General features: G+C 75.5%; 25 protein-coding genes. 19 read left to right on the top strand and 6 right to left on the bottom strand.

The features are described 5' to 3' along the window. Positions 1-17: 17 nt before the first annotated feature. Together ACQP26_RS16915 and ACQP26_RS16910 are read right to left on the bottom strand one after the other, a co-directional pair. Positions 18-1,775: a DEAD/DEAH box helicase gene (locus ACQP26_RS16915; RefSeq protein ID WP_269705757.1), complete on the bottom strand. Its 1,758-nt coding sequence runs from the start codon at positions 1,773-1,775 to the stop codon at positions 18-20. 160 nt (positions 1,776-1,935) lie between these two features. After that, positions 1,936-2,763 (bottom strand): hypothetical protein, encoded by an 828-nt coding sequence (locus tag ACQP26_RS16910; protein ID WP_433493333.1) that lies wholly within the window; start codon positions 2,761-2,763, stop codon positions 1,936-1,938. 132 nt (positions 2,764-2,895) lie between these two features. Here ACQP26_RS16910 and ACQP26_RS16905 point away from each other — a divergent pair, with 132 nt between their 5' ends. The 4 genes from ACQP26_RS16905 to ACQP26_RS16890 are packed head-to-tail and all read left to right on the top strand — an operon-like array spanning position 2,896 to position 6,096. After that, positions 2,896-4,041, top strand: a complete 1,146-nt coding sequence (locus ACQP26_RS16905; RefSeq protein WP_269705759.1) for a sensor histidine kinase — start codon at positions 2,896-2,898, stop codon at positions 4,039-4,041. Next, on the top strand, positions 4,038-4,643 hold the full coding sequence (locus ACQP26_RS16900; RefSeq protein WP_269705760.1) for a response regulator transcription factor: 606 nt from the start codon (positions 4,038-4,040) through the stop codon (positions 4,641-4,643). The genes ACQP26_RS16905 and ACQP26_RS16900 overlap by 4 nt, the downstream gene beginning before the upstream one ends. A 44-nt stretch (positions 4,644-4,687) precedes the next feature. Then, positions 4,688-5,221 (top strand): 2'-5' RNA ligase family protein, encoded by a 534-nt coding sequence (locus tag ACQP26_RS16895; protein ID WP_269705762.1) that lies wholly within the window; start codon positions 4,688-4,690, stop codon positions 5,219-5,221. Between the two features lie 47 nt (positions 5,222-5,268). After that, positions 5,269-6,096, top strand: a complete 828-nt coding sequence (locus ACQP26_RS16890) for a M23 family metallopeptidase (protein ID WP_281577688.1) — start codon at positions 5,269-5,271, stop codon at positions 6,094-6,096. Between the two features lie 72 nt (positions 6,097-6,168). Here the strand turns inward: ACQP26_RS16890 and ACQP26_RS16885 are convergent, their stop codons facing one another. Beyond that, positions 6,169-8,361, bottom strand: a complete 2,193-nt coding sequence (locus ACQP26_RS16885; RefSeq protein ID WP_433493332.1) for a family 43 glycosylhydrolase — start codon at positions 8,359-8,361, stop codon at positions 6,169-6,171. Positions 8,362-8,486: 125 nt separating this feature from the next. On the opposite strand from ACQP26_RS16885, the gene ACQP26_RS16880 reads away from it, so the two are divergent. The 5 genes from ACQP26_RS16880 (at position 8,487) to ACQP26_RS16860 (ending at position 13,707) form a co-directional block, all read left to right on the top strand. Then, the gene (locus ACQP26_RS16880) at positions 8,487-9,230 is read left to right on the top strand and encodes an ArsR/SmtB family transcription factor (protein WP_433493331.1); all 744 of its coding nucleotides are present in this window, start codon (positions 8,487-8,489) and stop codon (positions 9,228-9,230) included. A 64-nt stretch (positions 9,231-9,294) separates the two neighbouring features. Further along, a complete protein-coding gene (locus ACQP26_RS16875; protein WP_433493330.1) occupies positions 9,295-10,239 on the top strand; it encodes a cytochrome P450 in 945 nt (314 codons plus the stop codon). After that, positions 10,236-11,030 carry an isocitrate lyase/PEP mutase family protein gene (locus ACQP26_RS16870; RefSeq protein WP_433493329.1) on the top strand — a complete coding sequence of 265 codons (795 nt, stop codon included), beginning with the start codon at positions 10,236-10,238 and terminating at the stop codon, positions 11,028-11,030. The genes ACQP26_RS16875 and ACQP26_RS16870 overlap by 4 nt, the downstream gene beginning before the upstream one ends. A 102-nt stretch (positions 11,031-11,132) precedes the next feature. Next, positions 11,133-12,092 (top strand): hypothetical protein, encoded by a 960-nt coding sequence (locus ACQP26_RS16865; protein ID WP_433493328.1) that lies wholly within the window; start codon positions 11,133-11,135, stop codon positions 12,090-12,092. 4 nt (positions 12,093-12,096) lie between these two features. Beyond that, a complete protein-coding gene (locus ACQP26_RS16860; protein ID WP_433493327.1) occupies positions 12,097-13,707 on the top strand; it encodes an asparagine synthetase B family protein in 1,611 nt (536 codons plus the stop codon). 45 nt (positions 13,708-13,752) lie between these two features. On the opposite strand, the gene ACQP26_RS16855 is transcribed toward ACQP26_RS16860, so the two are convergent. Continuing rightward, positions 13,753-14,628 (bottom strand): transglutaminase domain-containing protein, encoded by an 876-nt coding sequence (locus tag ACQP26_RS16855; protein WP_433493326.1) that lies wholly within the window; start codon positions 14,626-14,628, stop codon positions 13,753-13,755. Positions 14,629-14,750: 122 nt separating this feature from the next. Here ACQP26_RS16855 and ACQP26_RS16850 point away from each other — a divergent pair, with 122 nt between their 5' ends. Both ACQP26_RS16850 and ACQP26_RS16845 read left to right on the top strand, forming a co-directional pair. Continuing rightward, positions 14,751-15,224, top strand: a complete 474-nt coding sequence (locus tag ACQP26_RS16850) for a DUF1203 domain-containing protein (RefSeq protein WP_433493325.1) — start codon at positions 14,751-14,753, stop codon at positions 15,222-15,224. Positions 15,225-15,272: 48 nt separating this feature from the next. Continuing rightward, positions 15,273-16,265 (top strand): carcinine hydrolase/isopenicillin-N N-acyltransferase family protein, encoded by a 993-nt coding sequence (locus ACQP26_RS16845; RefSeq protein WP_433493324.1) that lies wholly within the window; start codon positions 15,273-15,275, stop codon positions 16,263-16,265. A 97-nt stretch (positions 16,266-16,362) separates the two neighbouring features. Here the strand turns inward: ACQP26_RS16845 and ACQP26_RS16840 are convergent, their stop codons facing one another. Then, positions 16,363-17,805, bottom strand: a complete 1,443-nt coding sequence (locus ACQP26_RS16840; RefSeq protein ID WP_433496154.1) for an LVIVD repeat-containing protein — start codon at positions 17,803-17,805, stop codon at positions 16,363-16,365. Positions 17,806-17,952: 147 nt separating this feature from the next. Between ACQP26_RS16840 and ACQP26_RS16835 the strand changes: the two genes are divergently transcribed. Both ACQP26_RS16835 and ACQP26_RS16830 read left to right on the top strand, forming a co-directional pair. Beyond that, positions 17,953-18,645 carry a DUF305 domain-containing protein gene (locus ACQP26_RS16835; RefSeq protein WP_281577694.1) on the top strand — a complete coding sequence of 231 codons (693 nt, stop codon included), beginning with the start codon at positions 17,953-17,955 and terminating at the stop codon, positions 18,643-18,645. Positions 18,646-18,756: 111 nt separating this feature from the next. Then, on the top strand, positions 18,757-18,912 hold the full coding sequence (locus ACQP26_RS16830) for a hypothetical protein (RefSeq protein ID WP_281577695.1): 156 nt from the start codon (positions 18,757-18,759) through the stop codon (positions 18,910-18,912). A 63-nt stretch (positions 18,913-18,975) separates the two neighbouring features. On the opposite strand, the gene ACQP26_RS16825 is transcribed toward ACQP26_RS16830, so the two are convergent. Then, positions 18,976-20,358: a serine/threonine-protein kinase gene (locus tag ACQP26_RS16825; protein WP_281577696.1), complete on the bottom strand. Its 1,383-nt coding sequence runs from the start codon at positions 20,356-20,358 to the stop codon at positions 18,976-18,978. Between the two features lie 507 nt (positions 20,359-20,865). Between ACQP26_RS16825 and ACQP26_RS16820 the strand changes: the two genes are divergently transcribed. The 6 genes from ACQP26_RS16820 to egtD all read left to right on the top strand — a co-directional run bounded on the left by ACQP26_RS16820 (position 20,866) and on the right by egtD (position 26,736). After that, positions 20,866-21,501 carry an RNA polymerase sigma factor gene (locus tag ACQP26_RS16820; RefSeq protein ID WP_269705778.1) on the top strand — a complete coding sequence of 212 codons (636 nt, stop codon included), beginning with the start codon at positions 20,866-20,868 and terminating at the stop codon, positions 21,499-21,501. A 1-nt stretch (position 21,502) separates the two neighbouring features. Continuing rightward, complete coding sequence (locus tag ACQP26_RS16815; protein ID WP_433493323.1) at positions 21,503-22,288, top strand: hypothetical protein; 786 nt, start codon at positions 21,503-21,505, stop codon at positions 22,286-22,288. Between the two features lie 154 nt (positions 22,289-22,442). Further along, on the top strand, positions 22,443-23,678 hold the full coding sequence (gene egtA / locus ACQP26_RS16810) for an ergothioneine biosynthesis glutamate--cysteine ligase EgtA (protein ID WP_269705781.1): 1,236 nt from the start codon (positions 22,443-22,445) through the stop codon (positions 23,676-23,678). Then, on the top strand, positions 23,675-24,982 hold the full coding sequence (egtB, locus tag ACQP26_RS16805) for an ergothioneine biosynthesis protein EgtB (protein ID WP_433493322.1): 1,308 nt from the start codon (positions 23,675-23,677) through the stop codon (positions 24,980-24,982). Before egtA ends, egtB begins: the two co-directional genes overlap by 4 nt. A 9-nt stretch (positions 24,983-24,991) precedes the next feature. Then, positions 24,992-25,738, top strand: a complete 747-nt coding sequence (gene egtC / locus ACQP26_RS16800) for an ergothioneine biosynthesis protein EgtC (RefSeq protein ID WP_269705785.1) — start codon at positions 24,992-24,994, stop codon at positions 25,736-25,738. Positions 25,739-25,770: 32 nt separating this feature from the next. After that, a complete protein-coding gene (gene egtD / locus ACQP26_RS16795) occupies positions 25,771-26,736 on the top strand; it encodes an L-histidine N(alpha)-methyltransferase (protein WP_281577700.1) in 966 nt (321 codons plus the stop codon). The last annotated feature ends 92 nt before the right edge of the window (positions 26,737-26,828 follow it).

Genomic DNA, 26,828 nt, shown 5'->3' with positions numbered 1-26,828 from the left:
TGCCGGTCGCGCCGGGCTCAGCGGCGGTCGCGCCGCTCGTAGCCGCGGTCGCGGCGCTCGCCCGGGCCGTCGCCGTCCCGGTCCCGGCGCACCGTCGCCTTGCGCCCCTTGATGGTGGTGCCGCGCAGCGCGGCGATCACCTCGTCGGCCACCCCCTGCGGCACCTCGACCAGCGAGAACCGGTCGGCGATCTCGATCGAGCCGATGTCCCGGCCGCTGACCCGGGTCTCCCCGGTGATCGCGCCGACCAGGTCCTGCGGACGCACCCCGGCCCGGCGGCCCAGCCCGATGAAGACCTGCGTCGCCCCGCCGGTACGCGGACGGCCCGGGCCCCGGCGGTCGCCCCGCCCGCCGGTCTCCGGCCGGCCCTCGCGCGGGCCCCGGACCGGGACCTGCGGGATCTCCTCCTCGTCGTCCGAGCCCGGCGACGTCGCCTCGTGCGCCAGCTTCACCGCCGCCAGCGCCACCTCGACCAGGTCGAACTCGTCGGTGAGCGACTCCACGATCGCCCGGTACGGGTCGAGGTCGTCCTCCAGCAGGCTCTCCCGCAGCGCGCCCTGGGTCAGCTCCAGCCGCCGGGTCCGCATGTCCGCAACCGTGGGGATCTTGTCGATGGCGATCCGCTGGCCGGTGACCCGCTCGATGGTCTTGAGCATCCGGTGCTCACGCGGCTCGGCGAGCGTGATCGCCACGCCCTCCCGCCCGGCCCGGCCGACCCGCCCGATTCGGTGCACGTACGACTCGGGGGCCGACGGCACGTCGTAGTTGACCACGTGGGTGAGCTGCTCGACGTCCAGCCCTCGGGCGGCCACGTCGGTGGCGACCAGCAGGTCCGCCGTGCCGGCGCGCAGCCGGCCCATCACCCGGTCCCGCTGCTCCTGGCTCATCCCGCCGTGCAGCGCCTCGGCCCGGTAGCCCCGGCCGTTCATCGTCTCGGTGAGCCGGTCCACCTCCTCGCGGCTGCGGCAGAACACGATCGCCGCGGTGGGCGACTCCACGTCCAGCACCCGGCCCAGCGCGGCCGGCTTGTGCCCCCGGGCCACGATGTACGCGCTCTGCCGCACCCGGGGCGCCTCGCCGGCGACCGGCCGCTCCCGCTCGATCCGGATGCGCACCGGGTCGGTCAGGTGCTGCCGGGCCAGCCCGTCGATGCGGGCCGGCATGGTGGCCGAGAACAGCACCGTCTGCCGGCCGGCCGGGGCGTGCTCCAGGATCGCCTCGATGTCCTCGGCGAAGCCCATGTCGAGCATCTCGTCCGCCTCGTCCAGCACCACCGTGGTCAGCGCGCCGAGCCGCAGCGTGCCCCGGGCGATGTGGTCCAGCGCCCGGCCCGGCGTCGCCACCACCACGTCCACCCCGTGGTCGAGCGCGCGCAGCTGCCGGCCGATCGGCTGCCCGCCGTAGATCGGCAGCACCCGGGCGCCCAGGTCCTTGCCGTAGCGGTGGAACGCCTCGGAGACCTGCACGGCCAGCTCCCGGGTGGGCACCAGCACCAGCGACACCGGGTCGCCCTCGGCCCGCCCGACCGGCATCCGCTGCAGCAGCGGCAGCGCGAACGCGGCGGTCTTGCCCGTACCGGTGGCCGCCTGGCCCAGCAGATCCTGCCCGGCCAGCAACGGGGGGATGGCCTCCCGCTGGATCGGCGTCGGTTCCTCGTACCCGAGCGCGGACAGCGCGCCCAGCAGCTCGGTGCGGAGCCCGAGATCGGCGAAGGCGAAGGCGTCCTCGGCGTCGTCGGGCACGGCGGGGTCGGTCGGGGTCGGTGCGGCGGTCATGCGACAAGTTTTTCATCACCGCCGAGCGGCGGTCGCGGCGACCGGGGCAAACGTTCGCCGCGCCACCCGTGTGCCGTCCCCTCCGGGTGATCCGGCGCGGCCCCGTGCCCCCGCCGGATCACCGGGACAGGACGGCGGATCACCGGGACAGGACGGCGGATCACCGGGACAGGACGGCCAGGAGCGTGGTGAGGCCCACACCGACGTCGAACACCGCGCACCACAGCGCGTACCCGCGCGGCACCACCGTGCCGGTGCGGTGGTACCAGGCGTCCCATGCCGCGTGGACGAGCCAGCCCACCCCGACGATCACCCCGGCGACGTCGGCGGACGCGATCATCGCCACGACCGCCAGGCCGCCCCACACGGCCGCCCCGGCGAGCTGCGCCGCCAGCGCGCGCCGGTCACCCCACTGCCGCCGCCAGGTGCCGATCAGCAGGTAGCCGGCCGGCAGGACCAGCAGCGTCCACGGCGCGAACACCGTGGGCGCGAACCACATGTCCACGGTCAGCAGCAGCGCCAGCCCGGCCGGCCACCCGCGCGCCACTGCGGCCGCGACCGGGTGCCGGCGCGGCCGGGCGACGGCGGTGTGCCGGTGCCGCAGGGCCACCAGCAGCATCACCGGCACCATCAGCAGGTGCCCGCCGAGCAGCAGCGTCTCGTCCCCGACCCACCCGGCCCACCAGGGCGGGAGCAGCAGCAGGAACGGCACGTACATGGCCGCCGACATCTCCGCGGTGGCGGCCCGGCCGTCCCCCCGGTACCACATCCAGGCGGCCATGCCCGCCGCCATGTTCGTCGCCATCACCAGCGCGGCCACGTCCGGCCGTGCCAGCACCGCCGCGCCGCCCAGCAGGTTCCCGCCCACCCGCCACAGCGGCCCGAGCAGCACCATCCCGGCCGCCATCGCCACCACCATCCCGGCCAGGTGCCGGGTCCGCGCCCACCCGGCCCACCGTCGGGGTACGACCACAGTCATCTCCGTCATGCCCCGACCCTGCCGCCGCCCGGCGCACCGGAGAAGGCGCATCTGTCATCGGGAAACCGTGCGGATCGCACGGTCCGGCCGTGACGTCTCCCAGGGGTGGGCGAGCCGGTGCACGCCCTAGGATCAGCGGGCATGAGCGTCGATCCGGCGGACCACCGGCTGCGCCGGGCCCGGCGGGTCACCCTGCTGTCGCTGGCCACCAACGTGTGGACCACGGTGCTGCTGCCCGCCGTCGGCCTGGCCCGCGAACCCGACCCGGTACGCGTCGCGCTCGGCGCCGCCGGGCTGCTCGCGTTCACCGTCGCCCAGATCGGGGTGCTGCACGCCGCCGTCACGCCGTGGCTGCCCGTACCGGACCGCCGTCGCCGGCACGCCGCGCTCACCGTGGCGGCGCTGCTCAGCCTGCCGCTGCTCGGCCCGGTCGCGGCCGGCTCCTGGCCCACCTGGGCCTGGCTCGGGGCGTCCCTGGTGGGCATGACGCCGCTGCTGTTCCGGCCCGTCGTCGCGGCGGTGGCGGCGGCCGGCGTCCTCGCGGTGTCCGCCGTCGTCACCGGGGTGACGGGTGGGCCGGTGCCCACGGCACTGCTGGTCACCGGCACGGTGGGCGCCGGCATCGCCGCGCTCACCTGGGTGCAGGTCTGGTTCTGGGACCTGCTCGTCGAGGCCCGGCAGGGGCAGGCCGCCCAGGCGCGGCTGGCCGCCGCCGAGGAACGGCTGCGCTTCGCCCGGGACGTCCACGATCTGCTCGGCCACGACCTCACGGTGATCGCGCTCAAGGCCGAGCTGGCCGAGCGGCTGGCGCCGCGCGACGCCGCGAGGGCCGCCCGGGAGGCGGCGGAGGCCCGGCGGCTGGCCGGGTCGGCGCTGACCCGGGTACGGGCGGCGGTGCACGGCTACCGCGCCGTCGACCTGGCTGAGCAGGCCGCCGCGGTGGGGGAGGTGCTGCGCTCCAGCGGCGTCCGCACGACGGTGGTCCCGCCCGCCGGTGAGGTGCCCGAGGCGGTCGCCGCCGACCTGGCCGCGGTGCTGCGCGAGGCCGGAACCAACGTGCTGCGGCACAGCCGGGCCGGCTGGTGCCGGATCGAGATCACCCGGGAGGACGGCGTGGTGACAGTGACCGTCAGCAACGACGGCGTCGGTGCCGGCACCGGACCGGACCAGCTCAGCGGCGGCCTGCGCGGCCTCGCCGACCGGCTCGCCCCGGCCGGCGGACGGGTCCGGGCCGAGGCCGCCGACGGCGTGTTCAGCCTGGTGGCGACGGTACCGGTGACGCCGTGATCCGGGTGCTGCTGGCCGACGACGAGGAGCTGATCCGGCTCGCGCTGGCCGCGCTGCTCGACCTGGAACCGGACATCGAGGTGGTCGCGCACGCCCGCGACGGACGCGCCGCCCTGGACGCGGCGCTGGCCCACCGCCCCGATGTCGCCGTGCTCGACCTGGAGATGCCGCCGCCCGGTGGCGTCGAGGTCGCCGCCGAGCTGACCCGGGCGCTGCCCGGCTGCGCGCCGGTGATCCTCACCGGACACGGCCGGCCCGCCCAGCTCCGGCCGGCGCTCACCGCCGGCGTACGCGGGTTCCTCGCCAAGGGCGCTCCGGGCGGTGCGCTGGCCGACGTGATCCGCCGGGTGCACTCCGGCGCGCGTTACGTCGATCCGGCGCTCGCGGCCGACGCGCTCACCCTGCCGGAGTGCCCGCTCACGCCGCGTGAGCTGGAGACGCTGCGGCTGGCCGAGCTGGGCACCCCGGTAGCGGTGATCGCCCGGCGTACCCACCTCGCCGCCGGCACGGTCCGCAACCACCTGAGCGCCTGCGTGCAGAAGCTCGGCGCCGCCGACCGGGCCGAGGCGGTACGGCGGGCGCGGGAGGCCGGCTGGCTCTGACGTACGGGGCGTCGCGGGCGGTCGCCGGCGACTAGCCTGATCACGTGCGGACGGTCGAACTGCTCTGCTCTCCCGAACTGGAAGCGGCGGTTCGCGCTGCCTGGGACCGGCTCGCCGCCGCCGGGCTGCCCAGCCTGGCCCGCAACACGCACCCGACGAACCGGCCGCACCTCACGCTCGCCTCGGTGGAGGAGTTCCCGCCCGGCGCCGAGCAGCGCCTTGCCGACCTCTGCGACGCGGCGCTGCCGCTGCCGGTGCGGCTGGGCCGCGTGACGGTGCTCGACGGCAGCGCGCCGCTGGTGTGGCTGGTCCGGCCGACACCGCAGCTCGTCGCGCTGCACGGCGCGGTGTGGGACGTGCTCGCCGAGGCGCCCGGCGGGCACTCGTGGCACCAGCCCGGCCGGTGGGTGCCGCACCTCAGCCTCGCGCTGCGGTTCGGCGCGGCGGACCGGCGCCGCGCCCGGGCGGTCGCCGGGGCGCACCCGCCGTCCGGGGCGTTCGTGGCGGCGCGCAGCTACGACGGCGACACCCGCACGGTCAGCGAGCTGACCACCGCCTGCCCGCGTTCCGGCCGCTGAGCCGCCAGGCCCTTGCCCTTCGCCGGAAACAGCCCTACTTTGCATCGATGACCATCAGCGAGGGGGTTCGCCCGGACCCGCAGATCGCCAGCCTCGGCGATCTGCGGCCCGAGGATCTCGGTGGCATCGCCTACCTGCGGGGACTGTCGAGGCGAGGCTTCCTCACCGGGGCCGCGTTGGCGGCGTCCGGGGTGTCTGCCGCCTTCGCGCTGCTGCCCGGCTCCGCCCGGGCCGCCGGCACCTATCAGCGGCCGTGCGGAAACGTGCGCATCTCGAGTTCGTGGCAGGACCACCGGAGCCGGACGCCGCCCTCGGCCGAGCCGGGCACCGACTACGCGGTCGGCACCGGAACCCCGGTCGTGGCCGCCGCGAACGGCACGATCCGTCTCGTGAAGACCGACACCTCCACCGCGACCGGGCGCGTCGTGGGGATGGCGCACGACGACGGCAACTACACCCGGCACCTGCACCTGTCGAGGATCATCGTCACCGTCGGTCAGCGTGTGTCGCGCGGCCAGACGATCGCGTACTCCGGCGCCTCGGCGAACGGCAGCGACGCCGGTGTCGGGCCGCACGTGCACACGAGCCTCTGGCTGAACACCGGCAGCCCGACGGACTTCCGCGCGACGGCGGATTTCGAGAACCATGTCGGGGACGTCGCCAACCCGAACCCGCCCGACCAGGAGGCAGACGACGTGTTCATCGCGAACGTGAAGGGCAACTGGTATCTCGTGGTGCCGCAGGGGACCGGTAGGCCGCGGGCGGTGGTCCTCGGCGGCGACAGCAATGCCGCCGCGTCCGGCATCCCCGTCCTGAACTTCAGCTGGGACCCGTCGATCAATGCGCTGAGGGCCGCTGTCGACGGCATCGGCTGAGGCGGCCAGGCGCGCCACGACCGCCCCTGCCTGCGACGAGGCAGGGGCAGTCGTGGCCGGCACCGGCGGGCGTCAGCGGTGGAAGCGCAGGTAGTCGAATTCGGCGGTCACCGCGGGCGTCGCGCCGCCGTGCGCCACCAGCCCGATCCGGGGCGTCGTGCCCGGGAACGTCCACACCGCGCCCCACGTCCAGTGCTTCCCGTCGCGGCTGGACCCGGCCCGGAACTCGTGCTCGCCGTTCACCGGGTCGACCCGGTGGGCCAGTCGCAGCCAGGTGGTGGTGCCCGGGGTGCCGACGATGCTGCCGCCGTACACGGGTTGCCCGGCGAATGGGAGCTCGTAGCCGTACTCGACCTGACGGGTGTTCCAGATCGCCACCTGGGTCAGCCGGGCGAAGCGGTCGTCGTCGACGTACGCGACCAGGCCCGCCTGCTGGTAGTTGCGCACGCTGTCCTCGCCCAGGTCGAGCGTCACCTTCGTCTCGGCGACGTAGTTTCCGGCCGGCGCGTCGCGCAGCAGCACCCCGGCGGTGTTGCCGGTGCCGGACAGGTCGGCGTCCTGCACCGGCCAGCGCAGCGCCCCGCCGCTCACGGTGGCAGCCGGGTCCTGGCGTACCCACTGCCAGGCCGGGCCGAGCCCGCCGGTGAACTCGTCGGAGTAGCCGCGCAGCACCGGGCCGACGCGCGGGTCGCCGACGGTGTGCCGGGCGGGATGGTACAGCCGGGCGACGCTGACGTTGTCGAACTCGGCCGGGCCGCCGTCCGCGCGCACGGACAGCTCACCGGGTGCCGGGCGGGGAAGCCGGACCGTCACCCGGGCCACCGGGTCGCCGAGGCGGGACGGGCTGAGCGTGGCGACGAGTTGCCGCCCGCGTACCTCGATCGCGAGATTGTGCCGGTCGCACAGGTCGAGGCCGGCGGGCAGCGCGGTGGACGCGGCGCCCGCCGTGAGCCGGCCGCGCCCGACGCGGACGTCCACGCCGTGCAGCCGCAGCCCGGCGGTGGTCGCGCCGGTCAGCCGCAGGTCGGTCTCCACGCGCAGGTCACCGCCGATGCGGGTACGCGAGGTGAGCGTGCCGCTGCCGGTCAGCACCCCGCCGGCGGCCTGCCAGCGGCCGCGCTCGGCCCGCCAGCCGCGCAGGTCGGCGGTGGCAAAACGGGCGTCGACCGGGCCGGTGGTGACCGGCGCGGGCCGGATGCTGTCGGACGGGCCGGCGCCCGCGTTCACTGTGGGCCACCCGTCGATCCAGTCGAGGCGGTCCAGGAGCATCGGCCGCTCGTTGACGCCGAACGGCTCGTCCAGGTACGGGTCGGCGCGGTCGATCGCGTGGTAGGCGATCCAGTCCTGCCCGGACAGGTCGGTGAGGACCGCGTTGTGCCCGGTGCCGATCCAGCGGTTGCCGTTCTGGGTGAGCACCGGTGTGCCGCCGGCCCGGGAGACGTCGAGGCGCTGCCCGTCGCGGTCGGTGAACGGGCCGCGCGGGTCTCGGGACCGGCCGACCTGGACGGAGTAGCCGGTGGCCGGGCCGGCGCAGCAGTTCGCGGTGGACGCGAACAGGTAGTACCAGCCGTCGCGGCGCAGCACGTACGCGCCCTCGAACTTGTTGTCGATCGCGACCGGCGTCGGCGTGCCGACCGCGCGCAGCCCGTCCGGCGACAGTTCGGTGACCGAGATGCCGCCGTAGTAGCTGCCGTAGTAGAGCCAGTGCCGGCCGTCCGCGCCGGTGAGCTGGCTCGGGTCGATCGTCCACAGGTAACCGCCGCCCGCCCCCGGACGCGGCGCGACCACCGGTGTGTCGGCGAACGTCCACGGGCCGGCTGGGCTCGGCGCGGTGGCCACGCCGACGGCGGTGTCGAACGTGTCGTCGGAGACGGTGGTGTCGGTGACCGTCATGTACATGACCCAGCGCCCGTCGACACGCCGTACGTCGGGCGCCCAGAACGCGGCGCCGGGCGCGGCGTAGGCGGGCCGCTGGTCCGGGGCGAACGCGTCGGCGACGTAGGTCCAGTCGACCAGGTCGGCGGAGCGGGCGATCGGCACCCGGTGGACCTGGCCTTCGCCCTCGCGTAGCGGGTCGGAGGTGCCGAAGGCGTACCAGAGTCCGTCGTCGCCGCGCACCACGACCGGGTCGGCGAAGGTGTCGGCGAACCCGGCGGAGACCGGGTTGCGGTAGCGGTCGGGCCCGGCGGCGGACGCGGGGGCCGCGCCGGCGAGCAGAAGCGTGAGTACGGCGGCGAGCGCGCCACCGCGGCGGAGGTGTCCCATCGGGCCTGCCCTCGGGGATAGACGGAGGTGCGGTGCCACCGTTTCTACAACGTTGCAGAGACCGCTGTAAAGAACCCCCTGACCGTTCGGCGCGGCCCGAACCGTGCCCGTGTCAGCATGGGCCGATGACCACTGGCGCCGACGGGCGCGGACTCGCCGGGTTCGCCGCGCTGCTCGCCGACCCCACCCGGGCCGGTTTCTGTCTCGCCCTGCTCGACGGCCGCGCCTGGACCGCCGGGGAACTGGCCCGCGCCGCCGGGGTGGCCGCGTCCACCGCCAGCGACCACCTCACCCGGCTGGTCGCGGGCGGCCTGCTGGTCGAGGAGCGGCAGGGCCGCCACCGGTATGTCCGCCTCGCCGACCCGGGCGTCGCCCAGCTCGTCGAGGACCTGGCCGCGCGGGCGCCCGCCCCGGACACCCCGCCCCGCACCTTGCGCGCCGCGTCGGCCGGTGCCGCCCTCGCGTACGCCCGCACCTGCTACGACCACCTGGCCGGGCGGCTCGGCGTGCTGCTGCACGACGCCCTGCTCGCCCGCGGCGTGCTCGACCGCACCGGCGGCCTGGCGCTGACCGGCACCGGAATGTCCTGGCTGGCCGGTCTCGGCGTACCCGTCGAACCGCTGCGCGCCACCCGGCGACCGCTCGTCCGCGACTGCCTGGACTGGACCGAACGGCGTCCGCACCTGGCCGGCGCGGTCGGGGCGGCGCTGTGCGGGCGCTTCCTCGACCTCGGCTGGACGACGCGTGGCACCGGCCGGGCGGTACGCCTCACCCCGGCCGGGCGGGACGCGCTGGCCGACGCGCTCGCGCTCGACCCGGCGCTGCTGGCCCCGCCCGCCGGCCGAGACAGCGGCCCGGCCCGCGCCTGACCCGGTTCGCGCCCGCGCGGATCGTTCGGCCGGCACCGAACCGTTCCCGCCCTACGGTCGGGCGATGCGACTACCGACGATCACCGCTGCTCCGGGCACACCGCCCTGCGGGCCGCCGACCCTCGGCGACGACGGCTGGGTGGTCACCCGGCACGCCGACGTCCTCGCCGCCCTGACCGACAGCCGCTGCGTGGTGCCGTCCGTCCCGGACGGGCCGGTGGGCACGCTCGCCTGGCTGCGGGCCTCGGTGAGCCGGTTCAGCCCGCCGGACCGGCATGCCGCGCGGCGAGCCGTCGGCGTGGCGGCACTCGACGCACTCGACCCGGAGGAACTGCGCCGTCACGCCGTACGACTGACCGAGCGGATCCTCGACCTGCCGGGCGAGGAGGACGTGACGCCGGCTCGGCGCGTACCCCTGCTCGTGCTGGCCGAGCGGCTCGGCCTGACCAACCCGGCGGCCGCCACGGAGGTGGTGGCGGTGGCCGCCGCCTACCACCCGGGCGCCGACGCGGCGGCCGAGCGGCGGGCGGACCGGGCGGTCGCCGCGCTGCTGGCGATGTCGCCACCGGCCGCGGCCGAGGTGACCGCGAACCGGCTCGGGCTGCTCGTGCAGGCCGCCGACGCCACCGCCGGGCTGATCGACGCCGCCCTCCGGCACGCACGCGCCGCGCCGGACGGGCTCGCCACGGCCACGCTGCTCGCCGAGGTGCTGCGGCTGGACCCACCGGTACGGGCCACCCGCCGGGTCGCCGCCGACGCGCTGCGCCTGGGCGGCCAGAGAGTGCGGGCGGGGGACCGGCTGCTGCTGCGGTTCGACGCGGCAAACCGTGACCCGGCCGTCATCGCCGAGCCGGACCGGTTCCGGGCCCAGCCGGCCGTCGGGGTGCTGACCTTCGGCGCCGGCCATCGGGGTTGTCCGGCGCAGCGGCACGCGCTCGCCCTGGCGGCAGGCGTCGTCGACGTCCTGCGCCACGCATCCGGCAGGCTGATCGAGGGGAGCCGGCGATGACCGACAGGTACCGCGCGTTCCGGGAGCTGCACCGGCCCGGAGACCCGCTGCTGCTGCCGAACGCCTGGGACCACGCCTCCGCCGCGGCGCTCGCCGAGCGGGGATTTCCGGCGATCGGCACGACCAGCCTGGGCGTGGCGGCGGCCGCGGGCCGGCCGGACGCGGTCCGCGCGACCCGCGCCGAGACGCTGGAGCTGGCGTACCGGCTCCGAGGGCTGCCGGCGCTGCTCACCGTCGACATCGAGGACGGCTTCCACGACGACCCGGCGGACGTGGCGCGCTTCGTCGGCGAGCTGGCCGCGCTCGGCGTGGTCGGCGTCAACCTGGAGGACGGCCGCCCGGACGGGCGCCTGGCCCCGGCCGAGCACGTCGCCGCCACGATCGCGGCCGTCCGCGCCGCCGTGCCGCGGATGGTCGTCAACGCCCGCACCGACGCCTGGTGGCTGGGCGTGCCGGCGCCGCTGGTCGAGGCGCGGCGGCGGGCGGCGGCGTTCCGGGCCGCCGGTGCCGACTGCCTGTTCGTGCCGGGCGCGCCCGACGACCTGGTCGGCGTGCTCGCCGCCGAGGCGGGGTTGCCGCTGAACGTGCTGTACCGGCCGGGCGGCCCCGACCCGGCCGCCCTCGGCCGGCTCGGGGTGGCCCGGGTGAGCACCGGCTCGCTGCTGTTCCGGGCCGCCCTCGGTGCGGCGCTGCACCTGACCGACGCGATCGGCGCCGGGCGCGACGCGGGCCTGCCGGCGCCGCCCGGGTACGACGAGGTGCAGGCGCTGGCCCTGCGGCACGCCACCTGATCGGGCACATCGGGGGAGATGGGAGGAATCCCGCCTTCTTCGGTCTTTACGGTGTGTGCAAACCCGATCACGCCGTGTCCTGCCCGAGAGGGGACGGAGACCATGCGAGTGCCCAGCCGCAGCCCCGGTCGCCAGCCCGGTCCCGCCGTCACGTCCACCGCTCCGGCCCGGCGGGTGCCGCCCGGCGGCCGGCGCGTCGGCGCCGAGCCGGACCTGTCCGCGTACCGGACGGCGGTGGCGGAACTCCTGGTCGAGGTGGGGGCGCTCGCCGACGCGCCGTCCACCACCGCCCGCCAGGTGCTGCTCGACCAGCGGCTGCGGGAACCGGCCATCGCCGCCGTCCTCGACGCCACCCCGCAGGGGCTGATCGGGGCCCGGGAGACGCTGCTGCTGGAGATGGCCCGCTACCAGCCCAACACCCGCAGCTCGGCGCAGGACCTCACCGCGCTGGTCCGGATCTACCTGCTGTCCCGCGTCGACGTGCTCTGGTGGCGGGACAGCCCGACGTTCCTCACCGACGACCAGGTCCGCCTCAGCACCGAACTGGTCGACCTGGAATGGCTGCGCCGCCGTGGCCTGCTCGAGTTCCGCTACCAGGAACAGCCCGCCACCGTGGTGGGACGCGGGCTGCGGGCGGTCCGGCGGCGGCTGCGCCCGGACGCCACCCCGCGCACCGCCGGGCTGCTGTTCCGGCGCGCCCGCCGCGAGATGATCGCGTTCCTCAACGACCTGGCCCGCGAGTTCACGGCCGTCGCCCCGGACGGCACGCCGCCGCTCTGGGTGACCAGCCTGGCCCGCAGCGCCGAGCACCAGTACCGGCTGCGCCGCCTCGGGTACGCCGCGATGGTGCCCAGCGGGCACTGCCTCGGCTGGGCCGCCGACATCGAACTGGAGTGGTACGACCGCTTCGGCGCCCGCCCGGCGCTCGCCGGGCTGCTGCTGGCCCGCCAGGACGCCGGCGAGGTGAACGTGGTCGACGAGGGACAGGCCTGGCACGTGTGCCTCGCCCCGGCGGTGCGCCGCCGGTACCGGCGGGCGTACGAGGCCGAGATGGGGGTGTGACCCGTTGTGCGGCATCGCGCTGAGCATCGGCCCCGAGGCGGACCCGGCGACGTTCCGGCGGATGCTCGCCGCGCTCGCGCCACGTGGTGAGGTCACCGAGACCCGGCAGGAACACGGCCTGCTCGCAGGCGTACGGCGGCTGAAGATCGTGGACCGGGAACGATCCGTGCAGCCGTGGATGTCGCCGGACGAGCGGCACCTGCTCTGCTTCAACGGCGAGATCTTCAACCACCACGAGCTGCGCGCCGAGCTGACCCGGCTCGGGCACCGGTTCCGCACCACGGGCGACACCGAGGTGGTGCTCACCGCGTTCCTCCAGTGGGGTGGGAACGCGGTCCGCCGGCTGCGCGGTGAGTACGCGTTCGTGGTCGTCGAGCGTGACTCCGGCCGGGCCTACCTGGCCCGCGACCCGCTCGGCGTCAAGCCGCTCTACTGGTCCCGCCAGCCCGGCTGCCTGCACCTCGCCTCCGAGGTCAAGGCGCTCGTCGGGCACGGCGCGCCGATCGGCGAGGTGGCGCCCGGGCACCACGGCTGGGTCGAACCCGGCGCCCCGGTCCGGCTGGGCCCGCACGTCGACCTGCTGACCCTCGGCGACGGCCTGCCGGTGATCGACGACCCGGACGAGGCGGCGCTGCTGGTCCGCGTCGCGCTCACCGACGCGATGCGCGCCCGGCTGGACACCGACCTCACCGTCGGCGTGGTGCTCTCCGGCGGCCTGGACAGCTCGCTGGCCCTGCTGCACGCCCGGGAACTGCACCCGGACTGCGTGGCGGTCACCATCGGGGTGCCGGAGAGCCCGGACGTCGCGTACGCCCGGCGGCTCGCCGCCGACCTCGGCGTGCCGCACGAGGTGATCGAGCTGCGCCCGCGGGACATCCGGCTCGCCGACGTCCGCGAGGCGATCCGGGTTTCCGAGCTGACCGAGTACGGCGACATCATCAACGCCGTCGTCTCGGTGCCGATCTTCCGGCGGCTGCGCGAGCTGGGCGTGCGGGTGGTGCTCACCGGCGACGGCTCCGACGAGCTGTTCGGCGGGTACCCGATGTACCACAGTGTCGGGCCGGAGCGGTCCCGCCGGCTGTTCCTGCACAAGATCCGCAACCTGTGCCGGACCGAGCTGCAGCGGGTGGACCGGGCCAGCATGGCGCACGGCGTGGAGGCTCGGGTGCCGTTCCTCGACCTCAGCGTCGTCGAGCTGGCCATGCGGCTGCCGCTGGACCTCAAGCTGCGCGACGGGCAGGAGAAGTGGATCGTCCGGCGGGCCTTCGCGGACCTGCTGCCCGGCTACGTCCGGCAACGGCCGAAGAACCCGATGTCGTACTCGTCGGGGCTGCACGAGCGGGCCCGCCTCTACAAGCCGCTGTTCGCCCGGCTGCACCGGTCCTTCGGCTACGACCTGTTGGAACCGGTCCGCCGGGACTTCGACAGCGTGCTCACCCGGTGCGGCAACGACCTCGACCGGGCCATCGCCGAGGGCATCGCCCGGCCCGACTACACGGTGCTGGAACACGCCCGGGACCTGGTCGGCGCGGCCCGGTGGAACGCCGCCCCGATGGTCCGCCGGCTGGTCAACCCGCGCCGCACCCGCGGCGACGAGGCGCCCCTGCCCGGGTGAGCCCGCGCGGCCCCGGTGGCGGGCCGCCGCGCGGCGACCGGTGGGTCAGCGTCGCAGGTCCACGTCGGCGGCCACCCCGGAGACCGGGTCCATGCAGTGCACGGTCGGGCCCGGACGCAACCGGGCGTCCGAGGCGTACCGCCGGGCCAGCTCCCGCCCGGCGGCGGCGTCGCCGCGGTCGGCGGCCACCAGCAGCGCGGCGACCTCGTCGACGAGGGTGAGGTCGGCGCCGGTCAGGTCCTCGGTCATCGCCCCGAACCCGTCCCAGAGCAGCACCTCGTCCTTGTGCCGGTGAGCCAGCTCGAGCAGCACGTAGTCGTGGATGAGCCAGTCGCCCCGGATCGGCAGCGACGGGTCGACGCCGTAGGTGTCCGGGTCGATCCGGCCCGCCCGGTACGCCAGCCACACCCGGGCCGCCGACTCGAAGTGCCCCGCCTCCGGGTCGATGTCGTAGCCGTCGAACGGCCGGTCGGCGGCCGGGTCGAGCTCCGGGTCGGACCAGACCCAGCGCTCTCCGTTCCACCACTCCGCCAGCACGTGGTCGTGGTGCCAGTCCGGGGCGAAGTAGCTCACGAACCCGACCCGGCTGCGCGCCGGGATTCCGTGCCCGCGCAGCGCCGCGACGGTGAACAGCGTGTGGTCCCGGCAGCAGCCGGCGACCCGCTCGGCGGCCGGGCGCTCGGCGGTCAGCGGTAGCGGGAACCGGGACTGGTCGGTGTCGAGGATGCGGTCCAGCCAGCGCAGGTTCACCTCGGCCCGGCGGACGTCCGGCAGCTCCACACCACCGGCGCGGTAGTGGACGATCACGTTGCGGGCGGTCGCCGCGACGGTGGGCAGGTCGGCCGGCACGGCGCCGAGCAACGCCGCGTGGTGGCGGGGATCGCTGTACGGGGAGTGGGTCCGGTAGTCGTCGACGTCCATCCGGTCATTGTCGGCGCCGGACGCGGCCGGCGGGTGCCCGCTCGGCGCGCAATCTCGCGGTGCCCGAACGCCAGGTCCGATCACCGCCAGCGCCGCGGTGTGGACCGCGCCAGGCTGGAACCGTGACGACCACCCGTACCGCGTTCCGGATCCGCCCGCTGACCGCCGGGACGCTCGCCGAGCTGCGCCGCACCGGCCGCGACGCCGGCGGGCGGCCACCCGAGCACCGCCGCGCCACCGGAGGCGAGCCGCTGCGCTGCTGCCTGCGCGACGCCCGGCCGGACGAGGCGCTGCTGCTGTTCGGGTACGCCCCGCCGCTGCCGCCGGGTCCGTACCGCGAGGTGGGGCCGGTGTTCGCGCACGCGGCTGCCTGCGCCGGGCCGGACGACGTGACGGCGTACCCGTCGCCGTGGCGCGGACGGGAGCAGGTGCTGCGCGCGTACGACAGCAAGGGCCGCATCGTGGGCGGACGGCGACACGACGGCGGCGACCCGGAGGCGGTGATCGCGGAGCTGTTCGCCGACCCGGCGGTGGAGCTGCTGCACAGCCGCAACGTCGTGTACGGCTGCTGGATGTTCGCCGTCGTGCGGAGCTGACCGGGTCCCGGATGGACATCGGCGGACGCCTCTTCTAGCGTCGCTGTCATGCGGAGGACCCTCATCGCCGGCGGGCTCGCGCTGCTCCTGCTCGGCACGGCCTGCGGGGAGAACCGCCGGTCCGGCCCGCCGGCCGCGGCCGGCTCGCCGACCGCCTCGCGCCAGGACCAGGGGCAGGTCGAACGGACGCTGGCCAGCCTCCGCAAGATCGACGATCTGCCGATGTACGAGATGACGTACGACGGCGACTACGACCCGACCGCCGGGCTGGCCGGGTCGACGCCGCCGAGTCCGTTCGGCTGCTCGCTGTTCGCCGCGCTCGGCGACCGGGACCGGCCGGTGTTCGCCCGCAACTTCGACTGGGAGCCGAACCCCGCGCTGGTGCTGCGCACCGACCCGCCGGACGGGTACGCCTCGATCTCCCTGGTCGACATCTCCTACCTGGGCGTGGCCGCCGACCCGACGGGGGACCGGCGGCTGCTGGACGCGCCGCTGCTGCCGTTCGACGGCATGAACGAGCGGGGTCTCGCGGTCGGGCTGGCCGCCGACGACGGGGCGCGCGCCGAGCCGGTGCCCGGCCTGCCGACTGTGGGTTCGGTGCGCATCCTGCGCCTGGTGCTCGACTCGGCCGCCACCGTGGACGAGGCGGTCGCCGTGTTCAAGCGCTACAACCTCGACTTCGACGGCGGGCCGCCGCTGCACTACCTGCTGGCCGACGCGACCGGCGCGTCAGCGGTGGTGGAGTTCGTCGACGGCAAGCTGACAGTGGACCGGCGCAGCGGCCCGTGGCAGGCGCTCACGAACGTGCCGGCGGCGGGCGTGCCGGACCGGGAACTGCGCCAGGACCGCCGGTACGGGGTGCTGGCGAAGGAACTGGACCGCACCGGTGGGGTGGTCGACACGGCCGGGGCGCTGCGGCTGCTGAACGCGGTACGCCAGTCGCACACCCGCTGGTCGGTGACGTACGGGCTGCGCAGCGGCGAGGTGCGGGTGGTCACGGCCGGCGGCGGCACCCGCGACTACCGGCTGCCGATGAGCTGACCCGGCGTCGATCGGCGGCAGGGCCGAGGTCGTCCACTGACGCGCCGGGCCCGGCGTCCCCGCGAGGGGAGCGCCGGGCCCGGGACGGGTCAGCGGGTCACCAGCTCAGGTAGCCCGCCTGGGTCTGCACGTTCAGCTCGGGCACCAGCAGGAACTGCGCCAGCCAGGTACGCGGGTCACGCAGCTCCAGCACGTCCAGTCCCTTCTGGATGTCGCTGGAGTAGATGTGGCCGTTGTACCAGTAGGCCGACCAGGACCCGCCGGTACGCAGCTGCGAGGCGTCCAGCGGCCCGCGCTCCCAGTAGGCGATCTCCTTGGGCTTGCGCGAGTCGGTGAAGTCCCACACCGAGATGCCGCCCTGGTACCAGGCCTGGACCATGATGTCGCGGCCGGGCACCGGGATCAGCGAGCCGTTGTGGGCCACGCAGTTCTCCGTGTCCGCGTTCGCCCGGGGGATCTTGTAGTAGCTGCGGAACTCCAGCTTGCGGGCGTCGCCGCGGCCGGTGATGTCGTAGATGGCGTCGGCGCCGCGGTTCGGGCCGACCGCCTCGTTGCAGGTGGCCGCGCCGCCGCCGCCCAGCTCGTCGGTGAAGACGACCTTGGTGCCGGCGTTGTTGAACGTGGCCGAGTGCCAGAACGCGAAGTTCTCCGCGTCGGTGACCCGCTCGATCACCCGGGGGGCCTCGCGGTTCTTGATGTCCAGCAGGATGCCGTCACCCATGCAGGCGCCCGCCGCCAGGTCCTTCGACGGGTACGCGGTGATGTCGTGGCAGCCGGTGGTGGCCGACGACTGGCCCGGTACGCCCGGGTAGCCGCCGTCCGGGAAGAGGTTCGGCGTGGCGACCACGGAGGCCGTGGTGGGGTTCTTCACCGGCACCTTGACGATGGAGATGGAGTCGTGGGGCGGCTGGCAGTCCGGGAACTCGGCACGCGGGCTGTACGAGGAGACGTACAGGTAGACGTTCCGCTTGTCCTTGCCGGGCACCAGGGTGTGGGTGTGCGAACCGCACGCCGTCTCCACCGACTTGATGTAGCGCGGGTTGCGCTTGTCCCGGATGTCGAAGATCTTGATGCCCTCCCAGGACTCCTTCACCGACGCCGGCTGGGCGGTGCTGGCGCAGGAGTCGTCGTTGCGGGAGGAGTCGGTCGACAGGAACAGCAGGTTCCCGTGGACGGAGATGTCGTTCTGCGAGCCGGGGCAGAGCACCTGGGACACGATCGTCGGGCGGTCGGGGCGGGAGACGTCGTAGACCACGAACCCGTCGTAGTTGCCGACGAACGCGTACCGCCCCTGGAAGGCGATGTCGGTGCCGAAGGCGGCCGAGGTGTCGAACGGCGCCTGCTTCGGCAGGTTCGCCACCTGACGCAGGTTGGGGCTGCTGGAGATCTCGTCGACACCGGGGACGGCGCTGTCCACGGTGGCGGGCGCGGTCTGGGCGCGCGGGATCTCCTGGGCGCTGCTCGGCGGCGCGGCGACCACGCCGGCGAGCAGCAGGCCGGCGGCGGCGAGGCTGATGATGCGGGTGCGGGACGTGCGGATGCTGATCACCGGCAACACCCTTCGAAAGGGGATGATGATTCGCCAAACCTTACCTATTGGAGACCGTCATCAATGTGACCTGGGTCACACTTGGGAACTTTCGTCTATGGATAGGATCGCTGTCACCTTGACCGGAGGAGGCGTCGTATGACCAGCCGGCAGGCACGCGTGTGGGTCGGCGTCACAGCGCTCGCGACGCTCCTGGTGATCGGCGGGCTGGCGCTCGCCGGGCGCGACGACACCCGGACCGAGGCGGCGGGCGACGCCGCGACCGGCGCGCCGAGCCCGAGCGCCACCACCTCGGCGCCGCCGCTGCTGGTCCCGGGCCGCCCGGGGGAGCCGGCCGCGACCGGTGCGCCCGATCAGGTGCGGGGAGCGTCGGCGCCCCGGTTCAACAGCCTCGACGTCTGGTACGTCCGGATGATGATCCCGCACCACGAGCAGGCCCTAGAGATGGCGACGCTCGCCCCCGACCGGGCCGCCGACCCCCGCATCCGCGCCGTGGCCGAGCGGATCCGCGCCGCCCAGGGGCCGGAGGTCGGCCTGCTGCGCGCCTGGCTCAGCACCCGCGACCTGCCCGCCGACGTGCCGGGGCACGACCACGGCAGCATGCGCGGGATGCAGTCCGCCGAGGCGATGCGGCAGCTCGCGGACGCGAAGGGCGTGGCGTTCGACCGGATGTTCGTGCGGATGATGACCGACCACCACCAGGGCGCGATCGTGATGTCCACCGACCTGCTGAAGGTCGGCGCCGACCAGGCCATGCAGGAGTTCGCCACCGGGGTGGCAGTGGAACAGTCCACCGAGATCACCCGCATGCGTGCCCTCCTGCCCTCCTGACCCCGCACCCCGCCACCCGCCCGCTCGGGCGATCATGAGGTTGGCGGGGACAAATCGGACGGCGACGCCCGTCAACCTCATGATCACCGCGCGCTGCTCGGCCTGGCCGTGGTGGCCCGCATCGGCGGCGACTTCACGCTGGTGCTGCCGTGGGCGCGGATCGGGCTGATCGTCGCGGTGGCGGTGGTGGCGGCGCTGCTCGCCTCGGTCCTGCCGGCCCGCCGCGCGCTGTCCCGGCCGGTGGTGGCGTCGCTCGGCGCGGACTGAGCACGCCCGGACACAGCCGAGCCGGCTCCGCCGTGGGCGGGGCCGGCTCGCGGGTGCCGTGGATCAGGGCTGGGTGGCCGGCTGCCCGCCGGTGTCACCGCCGCCGGTGCCGGTGCCGGGGTCGGCGGTGGTCGGGTCCGGCGCCGGCGCCGTGGTGGGCGCCGTCGTCGTCGGCGCGCTGGACGGCGTGCTGCTCGGCTCGTCCGTCGGGGCCGGCGCGTCCGACACGCTCGGCTGGGCCGACGGGGTCGGTGAGGTGCTCGGCGTCACCGAGGGCGTCGCCGACGGCCGCTCGCCCGGACCGACCGGACGGTAGGTGTACTCGTCGCTTGCCGACGGCTCCTCGACGACCGGCTCCGCAGCCGGGTCGCTCGGCGCCACCGCGGGCGCCGTCGAGTCGATCTTCGTGGCCGGTTCGGCCGTGTCGTTCGCGGCGGCCACCAGCGCGCCCAGCGCACCCATCGCCACCAGCACCGCGCCCAGCGCCCCGACCAGCGTGCCGCGCCGGCCCCGCCGCCGCGACGTCGCCACCGCGGCGCCCGGCCGCACCGCCGGCTGGTCGTCCCGGGACCGCGCCGAACCCGCCGCGCCGCGCAGCGCCGCCGTCGCGGTTGGGGAGTCGGCCCGCGCGGCCCGCGCCGCGTCGGCCATCGCCGCGGCGCTCGGGTAGCGGTCGGCCGGGTCCTTGGCCAGCGCGCGCGACACCAGCTCCCGCACCGACGCCGGGATCTCCGCCGGCAGCTCCGGCGGCTCGTCGTCGAGATGGCGTACGGCCACCTGGAGCGGGTTGTCGCCGGTGAACGGCGGGCTGCCGGTGAGGCAGCAGTACGCGACGGCGCCGAGCGCGTACACGTCGGTGGCGCCCGAGACGGGCCGGCCGGCGGCCTGCTCCGGCGCCATGTAGAGGGCGGTGCCGGGCACCGCGTTCGTGCTGGTGATGCTCGTGACGTTGGTCGACCGGGCCACCCCGAAGTCGACCAGGACCACGGTGCCGTCGTCCTGCACGAGGAGGTTGCTCGGCTTCACGTCGCGGTGCACGATGCCGCGGCCGTGCGCCGCGTGCAGCGCCTGCGCCACCTGGGCCACGATCGACATGGTCTCGGCGACCTCGAGCTGCCCGGCGGTCTCGATCCGCCGCGACAGCGGCTCACCGGCGACGAACTCCATCACCAGGTAGTCGGCCCGGCCGCCGCTGGGCAGGTCGTCCTCACCGCAGTCGAAGACCTGGACCACGCCGGGGTGGCGCAGGGAGGCCATGATCCGGGCCTCGGAACGGAACCGGGCGATGAAGTCGGGGTCGGACACCAGGGCGGGAAGCAGCACCTTCACCGCGACCGGGCGACCGAGGACAAGGTCTGTGGCACGCCAGACGTCGCCCATGCCGCCGGTGGCGACACGGTCATCAAGGCGGTACCGACCGCTGAGTACGACGTCTGAGGACAGCACCCCCATACCGTACCCACAGCAGGCGCGAAGTATTTCCCGCGATATCGGCGGCCGGCTCGGCCGGGCCGTTCGGCCGGGTGTCCGGCAGCCGGGACGCCGATCGGCTGATCGTGATCGACCCGGTACGATCGGCCAGAAACCGACGCGCTCCCGCGCTCGCGGCCCGCCGCGCCGACGGGGACCCGATCCGGGGCAGCGTCGCGCGGTCCGTGGGCGTTACCCCGACACGCCGGTGACGCAGCTAGACATTTCTCTCTGTTTTTCCGCCCCTCGGTGACTTGCCGCCCGCACCCGGCCCGTCCGGCGTCGGCCCGACTCCCGGCCGCACCCGGACGCCGGTACGGTATGTCCCGCCGACGCCCGTGCCGCGCGGCGACGTCCAAGGCGCACCGCACCCTCGTGCGCGTGCCTGATCAGCTCACCGGGGGGCCGAGTGCGGATGGCGGTGTGGCCACTGGCACCCGTTGACGCCCGGCGCCGGGCGGTCATCCGGGTGGGGCGGCGCGCGTGACGGCCGAACTCAACGAGGCGGTCATCGCGGCGCAGGCGGGGGACGAGGAGGCGTTCCGGTTCCTCTACCGCAGCCTGCAACCCGCGCTGCTGCGCTACCTGACCGCCCTCGTCGGCGCCGACGCCGAGGACGTGGCCTCGGAGGCGTGGCTGCAGATCTCCCGCGACCTGCCGTCGTTCACCGGCGGCGAGTTCCGTGCCTGGGCGGTCACCATCGCCCGCAACCGGGCCATGGACCACCTGCGCCGGCAGCGTCGGCGTCCCTCAGTGCCGGTGCCCGTGCAGGCCCTCAACGATCTGGCCGCCGACGTCGACACCGCCGACCGGGCCGGTGAGGCCATCGCCACCGAGAGCGCACTGGCGCTGATCCGGACGCTGCCGCCGGCCGAGGCCGAGGCGGTGATGCTGCGGGCCGTCATCGGCCTGGACGCGGAGACCGCCGGGCGGGTGCTGGGCCGGCGGGCCGGCGCGGTGCGCACCGCCGCGCACCGGGGCCTGCGCCGGCTCGCCGCGATGCTCGAGCGTTCGGCGGCGCAGGCCGCGCCGGACGACACCCGGGACGCCGTGGCGCCCCGTCCCCGTACCGACCGCCAGGTGCCGCACGCGCCCGAGGCCGAGCCGGCGGAGGGCTGACGTGAGGGGAGACGACGGCATGCACGCTCGCCGGTTCGGCGGGCCCGCCGACCGGGCGGAATCCGACCGCCTGCTCGACGCCGCGCGCGCCGGTACGCCGCCGGGGGCCGACGCTGATCCGCTGACCCGGCTGCTCTCCGCCGCCGCCGGGCCGGCCGCCCCGGGCGAGGTCGCCGGGGAGGAACGGGCGCTCGCCGCGTTCCGGGCGGCCCACGCGGCGCGGGGAACGCAGCCGGTGCCCGCGGCGGTGGCCGCACCGCGCTCGCGGCGGCGCCTGCGCGTCGCCGCCGCGTTGTCCGGGCTCGCCGCCACCGCTGTCGCCGGGGTGGCGTTCGCGGCGGTGCACCTGGACCGCGAGCCGGAGCCGCTGGGCCCGCCCGGGACGACGGCCGGGCCCAGCGGCACCGGCCCGACCGGCACGGGCCCGGCCGTCACCGGGCCGTCGCGGGCGGCGCCGAGCACCCCGGCCGGTGACGCGTCCGGTGCGGCGTCGCCACCGGCTCCGTCGCCGACGCCGGTGCCGTCCGGAACGCCGAGCCCCGCGGACCGGAAACCCGCGCCCTCGCCCGGCGGGCCGCAGATGGCCGGCCACTGCCGTGCCTACCTGGCCAAGTCGGAGCGGCAGCGGGAGAAGGCGCTCACCAAGCCGGGCTACGCCGACCTGGTGGCTGCCGCCGGCGGACCCGAGCAGGTGGAGAGCTATTGCCGGAACCTCCTGGGCGCGCTGGCGGACGACCCGGCCGAGGCGCCGGAGCCCGCGCCCCCGGGTCCGGCAGGGGACGACTGAGCCGCCGCGGCGCAATCAGATTCCGGACAAAAATTCATCTCTCCGGGCAAGCGGATCTCGTCTGCTAGACAGAGGATGGTGGGACGGCGTCCCGTGCCGTCCCGGCCGGGCGTCGCGACGACGTTGTCGCCCATCGCCGAGGAGGAGCCGTCCCATGGTGATGTCGCCGGACCTGGACCGGGCAGTCGTCCTGGGGGACGAGGAGGCGGCCCGGGGCCACCTCGCCCGGATCTGCTTCAAGACCGGGCCACCCGCACTCGTCGGCGTCGAACTGGAATGGACCGTGCACGACGCCGCGGACCCGGCCCGGCCGGTCGACCGCGAGCGACTACGCGAGGCGCTGGGGCGGCACAGCCCGGTGACCCTCGACCCCACCAGCCCGGCCGACGAGCTCCGGCACGGCGGCGCCGTGACCGTGGAGCCCGGCGGGCAGGTGGAGATCTCCGCGATGCCGCGATCGACTGTCGGCGCGCTCATCCTGGCCACCGAGGCCGACGTCGCCGAGCTGCGGGCCCGGCTGGACGCCGCCGGCCTGGTGCTCGGCCGCAGCGGGATGGACCCCTGGCGTCTGCCCCGGCCCGTCGTGGAGACCCCCCGCTACCGGGCCATGCGCTGCGCCTTCGACCGGCGTGGCCCGGCCGGACGGGCGATGATGTACAGCACCGCCGGTCTCCAGGTCTGCCTGGACGCGGGCGAGCCGGAGCACCTGACCCAGCGGTGGGCGGCCGCGCACGCCGTCGGCCCGCCGCTGCTCGCCGCCTTCGCCACCGCCGACCGGCACGCCGGCCGCCGGACCGGCTGGGCCTCCGCCCGGATGGCCACCTGGCTCGCCATCGACCCGGCCCGCACCGGTCCGGTCTGGTCGCCCGAGCGGGCCGACGAGGATCCGGTGACGGCCTGGACCGGGTACGCCCTGGCCGCGCCGCTGCTGTGCGTCCGCGGCGACGGCCCGGACTGGACCGCGCCGCCCGGTGTCACGTTCGCCGACTGGCTGGCCGGGGCACTGCCCCGCCCGCCCACCACCGACGACCTGGAGTACCACCTCAGCACGCTGTTCCCGCCGGTACGCCCACGCGGCTACCTGGAGCTGCGCTACCTGGACACCCAGCCCGGCCCGGAGTGGACGGTGCCGCTGGCGGTGCTGGCGGCGCTGTTCGCCGACCCGGCCACCACCCGGGACGCGCTGGCGGCGGCCGCCCCGGTCGCCGACGGATGGCGCGCGGCGGCCCGGTGCGGGCTGGCCGAGCGTCCGCTGGCGACCGCCGCGGCGGCGCTGTTCGACCTGGCGCTGACCGCCCTGCCCCGGCTCGACCTGCCGGCCGGCATCCACGACGAGACCCACCGAGCGATCCGGCGGCACCGCGCCGCCGCGGAGAGGGGACACCGGTGACCACCACCGAGCGACTACGCGACCGGATCGCCGCGGAGCTGGAACGGACCCGGGCCCGTACCGTGCTGCTGACCGACGCGGTGGACGACGACGACCTGGTCCGGCAGCACTCCACGCTGATGTCGCCGCTGGTTTGGGACCTGGCGCACGTCGGCAACCAGGAGGAGCTGTGGCTGGTCCGCGACGTCGGCGGCCGTGACCCGGTGCGCCACGACATCGACGACCTCTACGACGCGTTCAAGCAGCCCCGCAAGGACCGCCCGGCGCTGCCGCTGCTGCCGCCGGCGGAGGCCCGCGCCTACGTGCGCACGGTGCGGGACAAGGTGTTCGACCTGCTCGACGGCATCCGCTTCACCGACCGTCCGCTCGTCGCCGACGGGTTCGCGTTCGGCATGATCGTGCAGCACGAGCAGCAGCACGACGAGACCATGCTCGCCACCCACCAGCTGCGCGCCGGCGCCCCGGTGCTGGACGCGCCGCCCCCGCCGGAGCCCCGGGCCCGGGCCGGCGGGGAGGTACGCGTGCCCGCCGGGCCGTTCACCATGGGCACCTCCACCGACCCGTGGGCGCTGGACAACGAGCGCCCGGCCCACACCGTCGACCTGCCCGCGTACGTCATCGACGCCGCGCCGGTGACGAACGGGCAGTACCGGGCGTTCATCGCCGACGGCGGGTACGACGAGCCGCGCTGGTGGAGCGAGGCCGGCTGGCGGCACCGGATCGAGGCGGACCTGAGCGCGCCGATGCACTGGCGGCGCGACGGGGACGGCTGGGCGTACCGGCGGTTCGGCCGCTGGTCGGCGGTCCGCGACGACGAGCCGGTGGTGCACGTCTGCTGGTACGAGGCGCAGGCGTACGCGGCGTGGGCCGGCAAGCGGCTGCCCACCGAGGCGGAGTGGGAGAAGGCGGCCCGCTGGGATCCGGCGACCGGCCGCTCCCGCCGCTACCCGTGGGGCGACGAGGACCCGACTGGCGAGCACGCCAACCTGGGTCAGCGGCACCTGTGGCCGGCGCCGGTGGGCGCGTACCCGGCCGGCGCCTCGCCGCTGGGCGTCCACCAGCTCGTCGGCGACGTGTGGGAGTGGACCTCCTCGCCGTTCCGGGGGCACCCGGGCTTCACCGCGTTCCCGTACCGGGAGTACTCGGAGGTCTTCTTCGGCGACGACTACCGGGTGCTGCGGGGCGGCTCGTTCGGCACCGACCGGTCGGCCTGCCGGGGCACGTTCCGCAACTGGGACTACCCGATCCGGCGGCAGATCTTCAGCGGCTTCCGCTGCGCCCGCGACGCCGGACCGGAGGAGTGAGCCGGCTCGATGTGCCGTCACCTCGCGTACCTCGGTCCACCCGTGCTGCTGTCCAGCCTGCTCTCCGACCCGCCGTACGGGCTGCTGCGCCAGTCGTGGGCGCCGCGTGACATGCGCGGCGGCGGCACGATAAACGCCGACGGCTTCGGCGTCGCCTGGTATCCCGGCGACGGCGATCCGGTCCGCTACCGGCGGGCCCAGCCGATGTGGAGCGACACCACGCTGCCGGAGCTGGCCGCCGTCACGCGGGTGCGGGCGGTGCTGGCCGCGGTCCGCTCCGCCACCGTCGGCATGCCGCTGCACGAGACGGCGGCGGCGCCCTTCGCCGAGGGGCGATGGCTGTTCAGCCACAACGGCGTGGTCCGGGGCTGGCCGGACAGCCTCGTCCCGCTCGCCGCCGGCCTGCCCGTGCGCGACCTGATCACGCTCGACGTGCCGACCGACTCGGCGCTGCTGTGGGCGCTGGTCCGGCACCGGCTGCGCGAGGGCGCGCCGCCGGCGCAGGCGGTGGCGGACACCGTCGCGGCGGTCGCCGCCGCCGCTCCCGGCTCGCGGCTGAACCTGCTGCTCACCGACGGTACGACGGTGGTGGCGAGCACGGCCGGGCACGCGCTGTCGGTGCGCCGCGGCCCGGACTCGGTGCTGCTGGCCTCCGAACCGTTCGACGACGACCCGGCCTGGCGGGCCGTGCCGGACGGCCGGCTCGTGGTGGCGACCACGGGCGGGCTCGAGGTGCGGGAGACGACCGCCGCCTGACGATGCGTACCCACCGCAAGAGAGGACACTCGATGAGCGCGGAGCCGCTGGAGATCCACCTGGAGCAGCAGGACCTCGACCGTGGGTTGCGGGAGGACGTACGGGCCGGGCTGGCCGCGACGCCGAAGTGGCTGCCGCCGAAGTGGTTCTACGACGCCCGGGGCAGCGAGCTGTTCGAGGAGATCACCCGTCTGCCGGAGTACTACCCGACCCGGGCCGAGCGGGCCGTGCTCGCCGCGCACGCCGACGACGTGGCCACCATGACCGGCGCGAAGACGCTGATCGAGCTGGGTTCGGGCTCGTCGGAGAAGACCCGGCTGCTGCTCGACGCGTTCACCCGCCACGGCGACCTGGGCACGTTCGTGCCGCTGGACGTCTCGGTGAGCGCGTTGCGGTCGTCCACCGAGCAGATCGCCGCCGCGTACCCGGGGCTGCGGGTGCGGGGGATCGTCGGTGACTTCACCCGCCACCTGGACCGGTTGCCCACCGGCGGCCGGCGCCTGGTGGCGTTCCTCGGCGGCACGATCGGCAACCTGCTGCCGGCGGAGCGGGCCGAGTTCCTCACCGCGATGCGCGCGGCGCTGGAGACCGGCGACTGGCTGCTGGTCGGGACCGACCTGGTCAAGGATCCGGACGTGATCGTGCCCGCCTACGACGACGCGGCGGGCGTGACCGCCGAGTTCAACCGCAACGTGCTCCGGGTGATCAACCGCGAGCTGGGTGCGGACTTCGACGTCGACGCGTTCCGGCACGTGGCGGTCTGGGATCCCGAGCGGGAGTGGATCGAGATGCGGTTGCGCGCCGAGCACCCGGCCCGGGTGCGGGTCCTGGACACCGACGTGGTGTTCGCCGCCGGCGAGGAGCTGCGCACCGAGGTGTCGGCCAAGTTCCGGCCGGAGGGGATCGCCGCCGAGCTGACCGCCGCCGGGTTCGACAGGCGGGCGTTCTGGACCGACCCGGACGGGCTGTTCGGGGTGAGCCTGGCCCGGGCCGACTGAGGCCCGTCGTGGCCCCGGCCACACCCGGGGACCGGGCCGGCCGGTGATCGGCTAGGCTGGCGGCGCGAAGGGGAGTAGCCCCCAATGTCGTG

It is taken from the genome of Micromonospora sp. CA-248089 (assembly GCF_050948515.1).
Lineage (GTDB): Bacteria > Actinomycetota > Actinomycetes > Mycobacteriales > Micromonosporaceae > Micromonospora.
This window is presented reverse-complemented; position numbering and strand designations above follow the sequence as displayed.

Excerpts from the sequence above, each read along its gene's own strand:
- ACQP26_RS16915 (WP_269705757.1), bottom strand. The coding sequence starts at position 1,775 with ATGACCGCCGCACCGACCCCGACCGACCCCGCCGTGCCCGACGACGCC.
- ACQP26_RS16910 (WP_433493333.1), bottom strand. The coding sequence starts at position 2,763 with ATGACGGAGATGACTGTGGTCGTACCCCGACGGTGGGCCGGGTGGGCG.
- ACQP26_RS16905 (WP_269705759.1), top strand. The coding sequence starts at position 2,896 with ATGAGCGTCGATCCGGCGGACCACCGGCTGCGCCGGGCCCGGCGGGTC.
- ACQP26_RS16890 (WP_281577688.1), top strand. The coding sequence starts at position 5,269 with ATGACCATCAGCGAGGGGGTTCGCCCGGACCCGCAGATCGCCAGCCTC.
- ACQP26_RS16885 (WP_433493332.1), bottom strand. The coding sequence starts at position 8,361 with ATGGGACACCTCCGCCGCGGTGGCGCGCTCGCCGCCGTACTCACGCTT.
- ACQP26_RS16880 (WP_433493331.1), top strand. The coding sequence starts at position 8,487 with ATGACCACTGGCGCCGACGGGCGCGGACTCGCCGGGTTCGCCGCGCTG.
- ACQP26_RS16875 (WP_433493330.1), top strand. The coding sequence starts at position 9,295 with ATGCGACTACCGACGATCACCGCTGCTCCGGGCACACCGCCCTGCGGG.
- ACQP26_RS16870 (WP_433493329.1), top strand. The coding sequence starts at position 10,236 with ATGACCGACAGGTACCGCGCGTTCCGGGAGCTGCACCGGCCCGGAGAC.
- ACQP26_RS16865 (WP_433493328.1), top strand. The coding sequence starts at position 11,133 with ATGCGAGTGCCCAGCCGCAGCCCCGGTCGCCAGCCCGGTCCCGCCGTC.
- ACQP26_RS16855 (WP_433493326.1), bottom strand. The coding sequence starts at position 14,628 with ATGGACGTCGACGACTACCGGACCCACTCCCCGTACAGCGATCCCCGC.
- ACQP26_RS16845 (WP_433493324.1), top strand. The coding sequence starts at position 15,273 with ATGCGGAGGACCCTCATCGCCGGCGGGCTCGCGCTGCTCCTGCTCGGC.
- ACQP26_RS16835 (WP_281577694.1), top strand. The coding sequence starts at position 17,953 with ATGACCAGCCGGCAGGCACGCGTGTGGGTCGGCGTCACAGCGCTCGCG.
- egtA (WP_269705781.1), top strand. The coding sequence starts at position 22,443 with ATGGTGATGTCGCCGGACCTGGACCGGGCAGTCGTCCTGGGGGACGAG.
- egtC (WP_269705785.1), top strand. The coding sequence starts at position 24,992 with ATGTGCCGTCACCTCGCGTACCTCGGTCCACCCGTGCTGCTGTCCAGC.
- egtD (WP_281577700.1), top strand. The coding sequence starts at position 25,771 with ATGAGCGCGGAGCCGCTGGAGATCCACCTGGAGCAGCAGGACCTCGAC.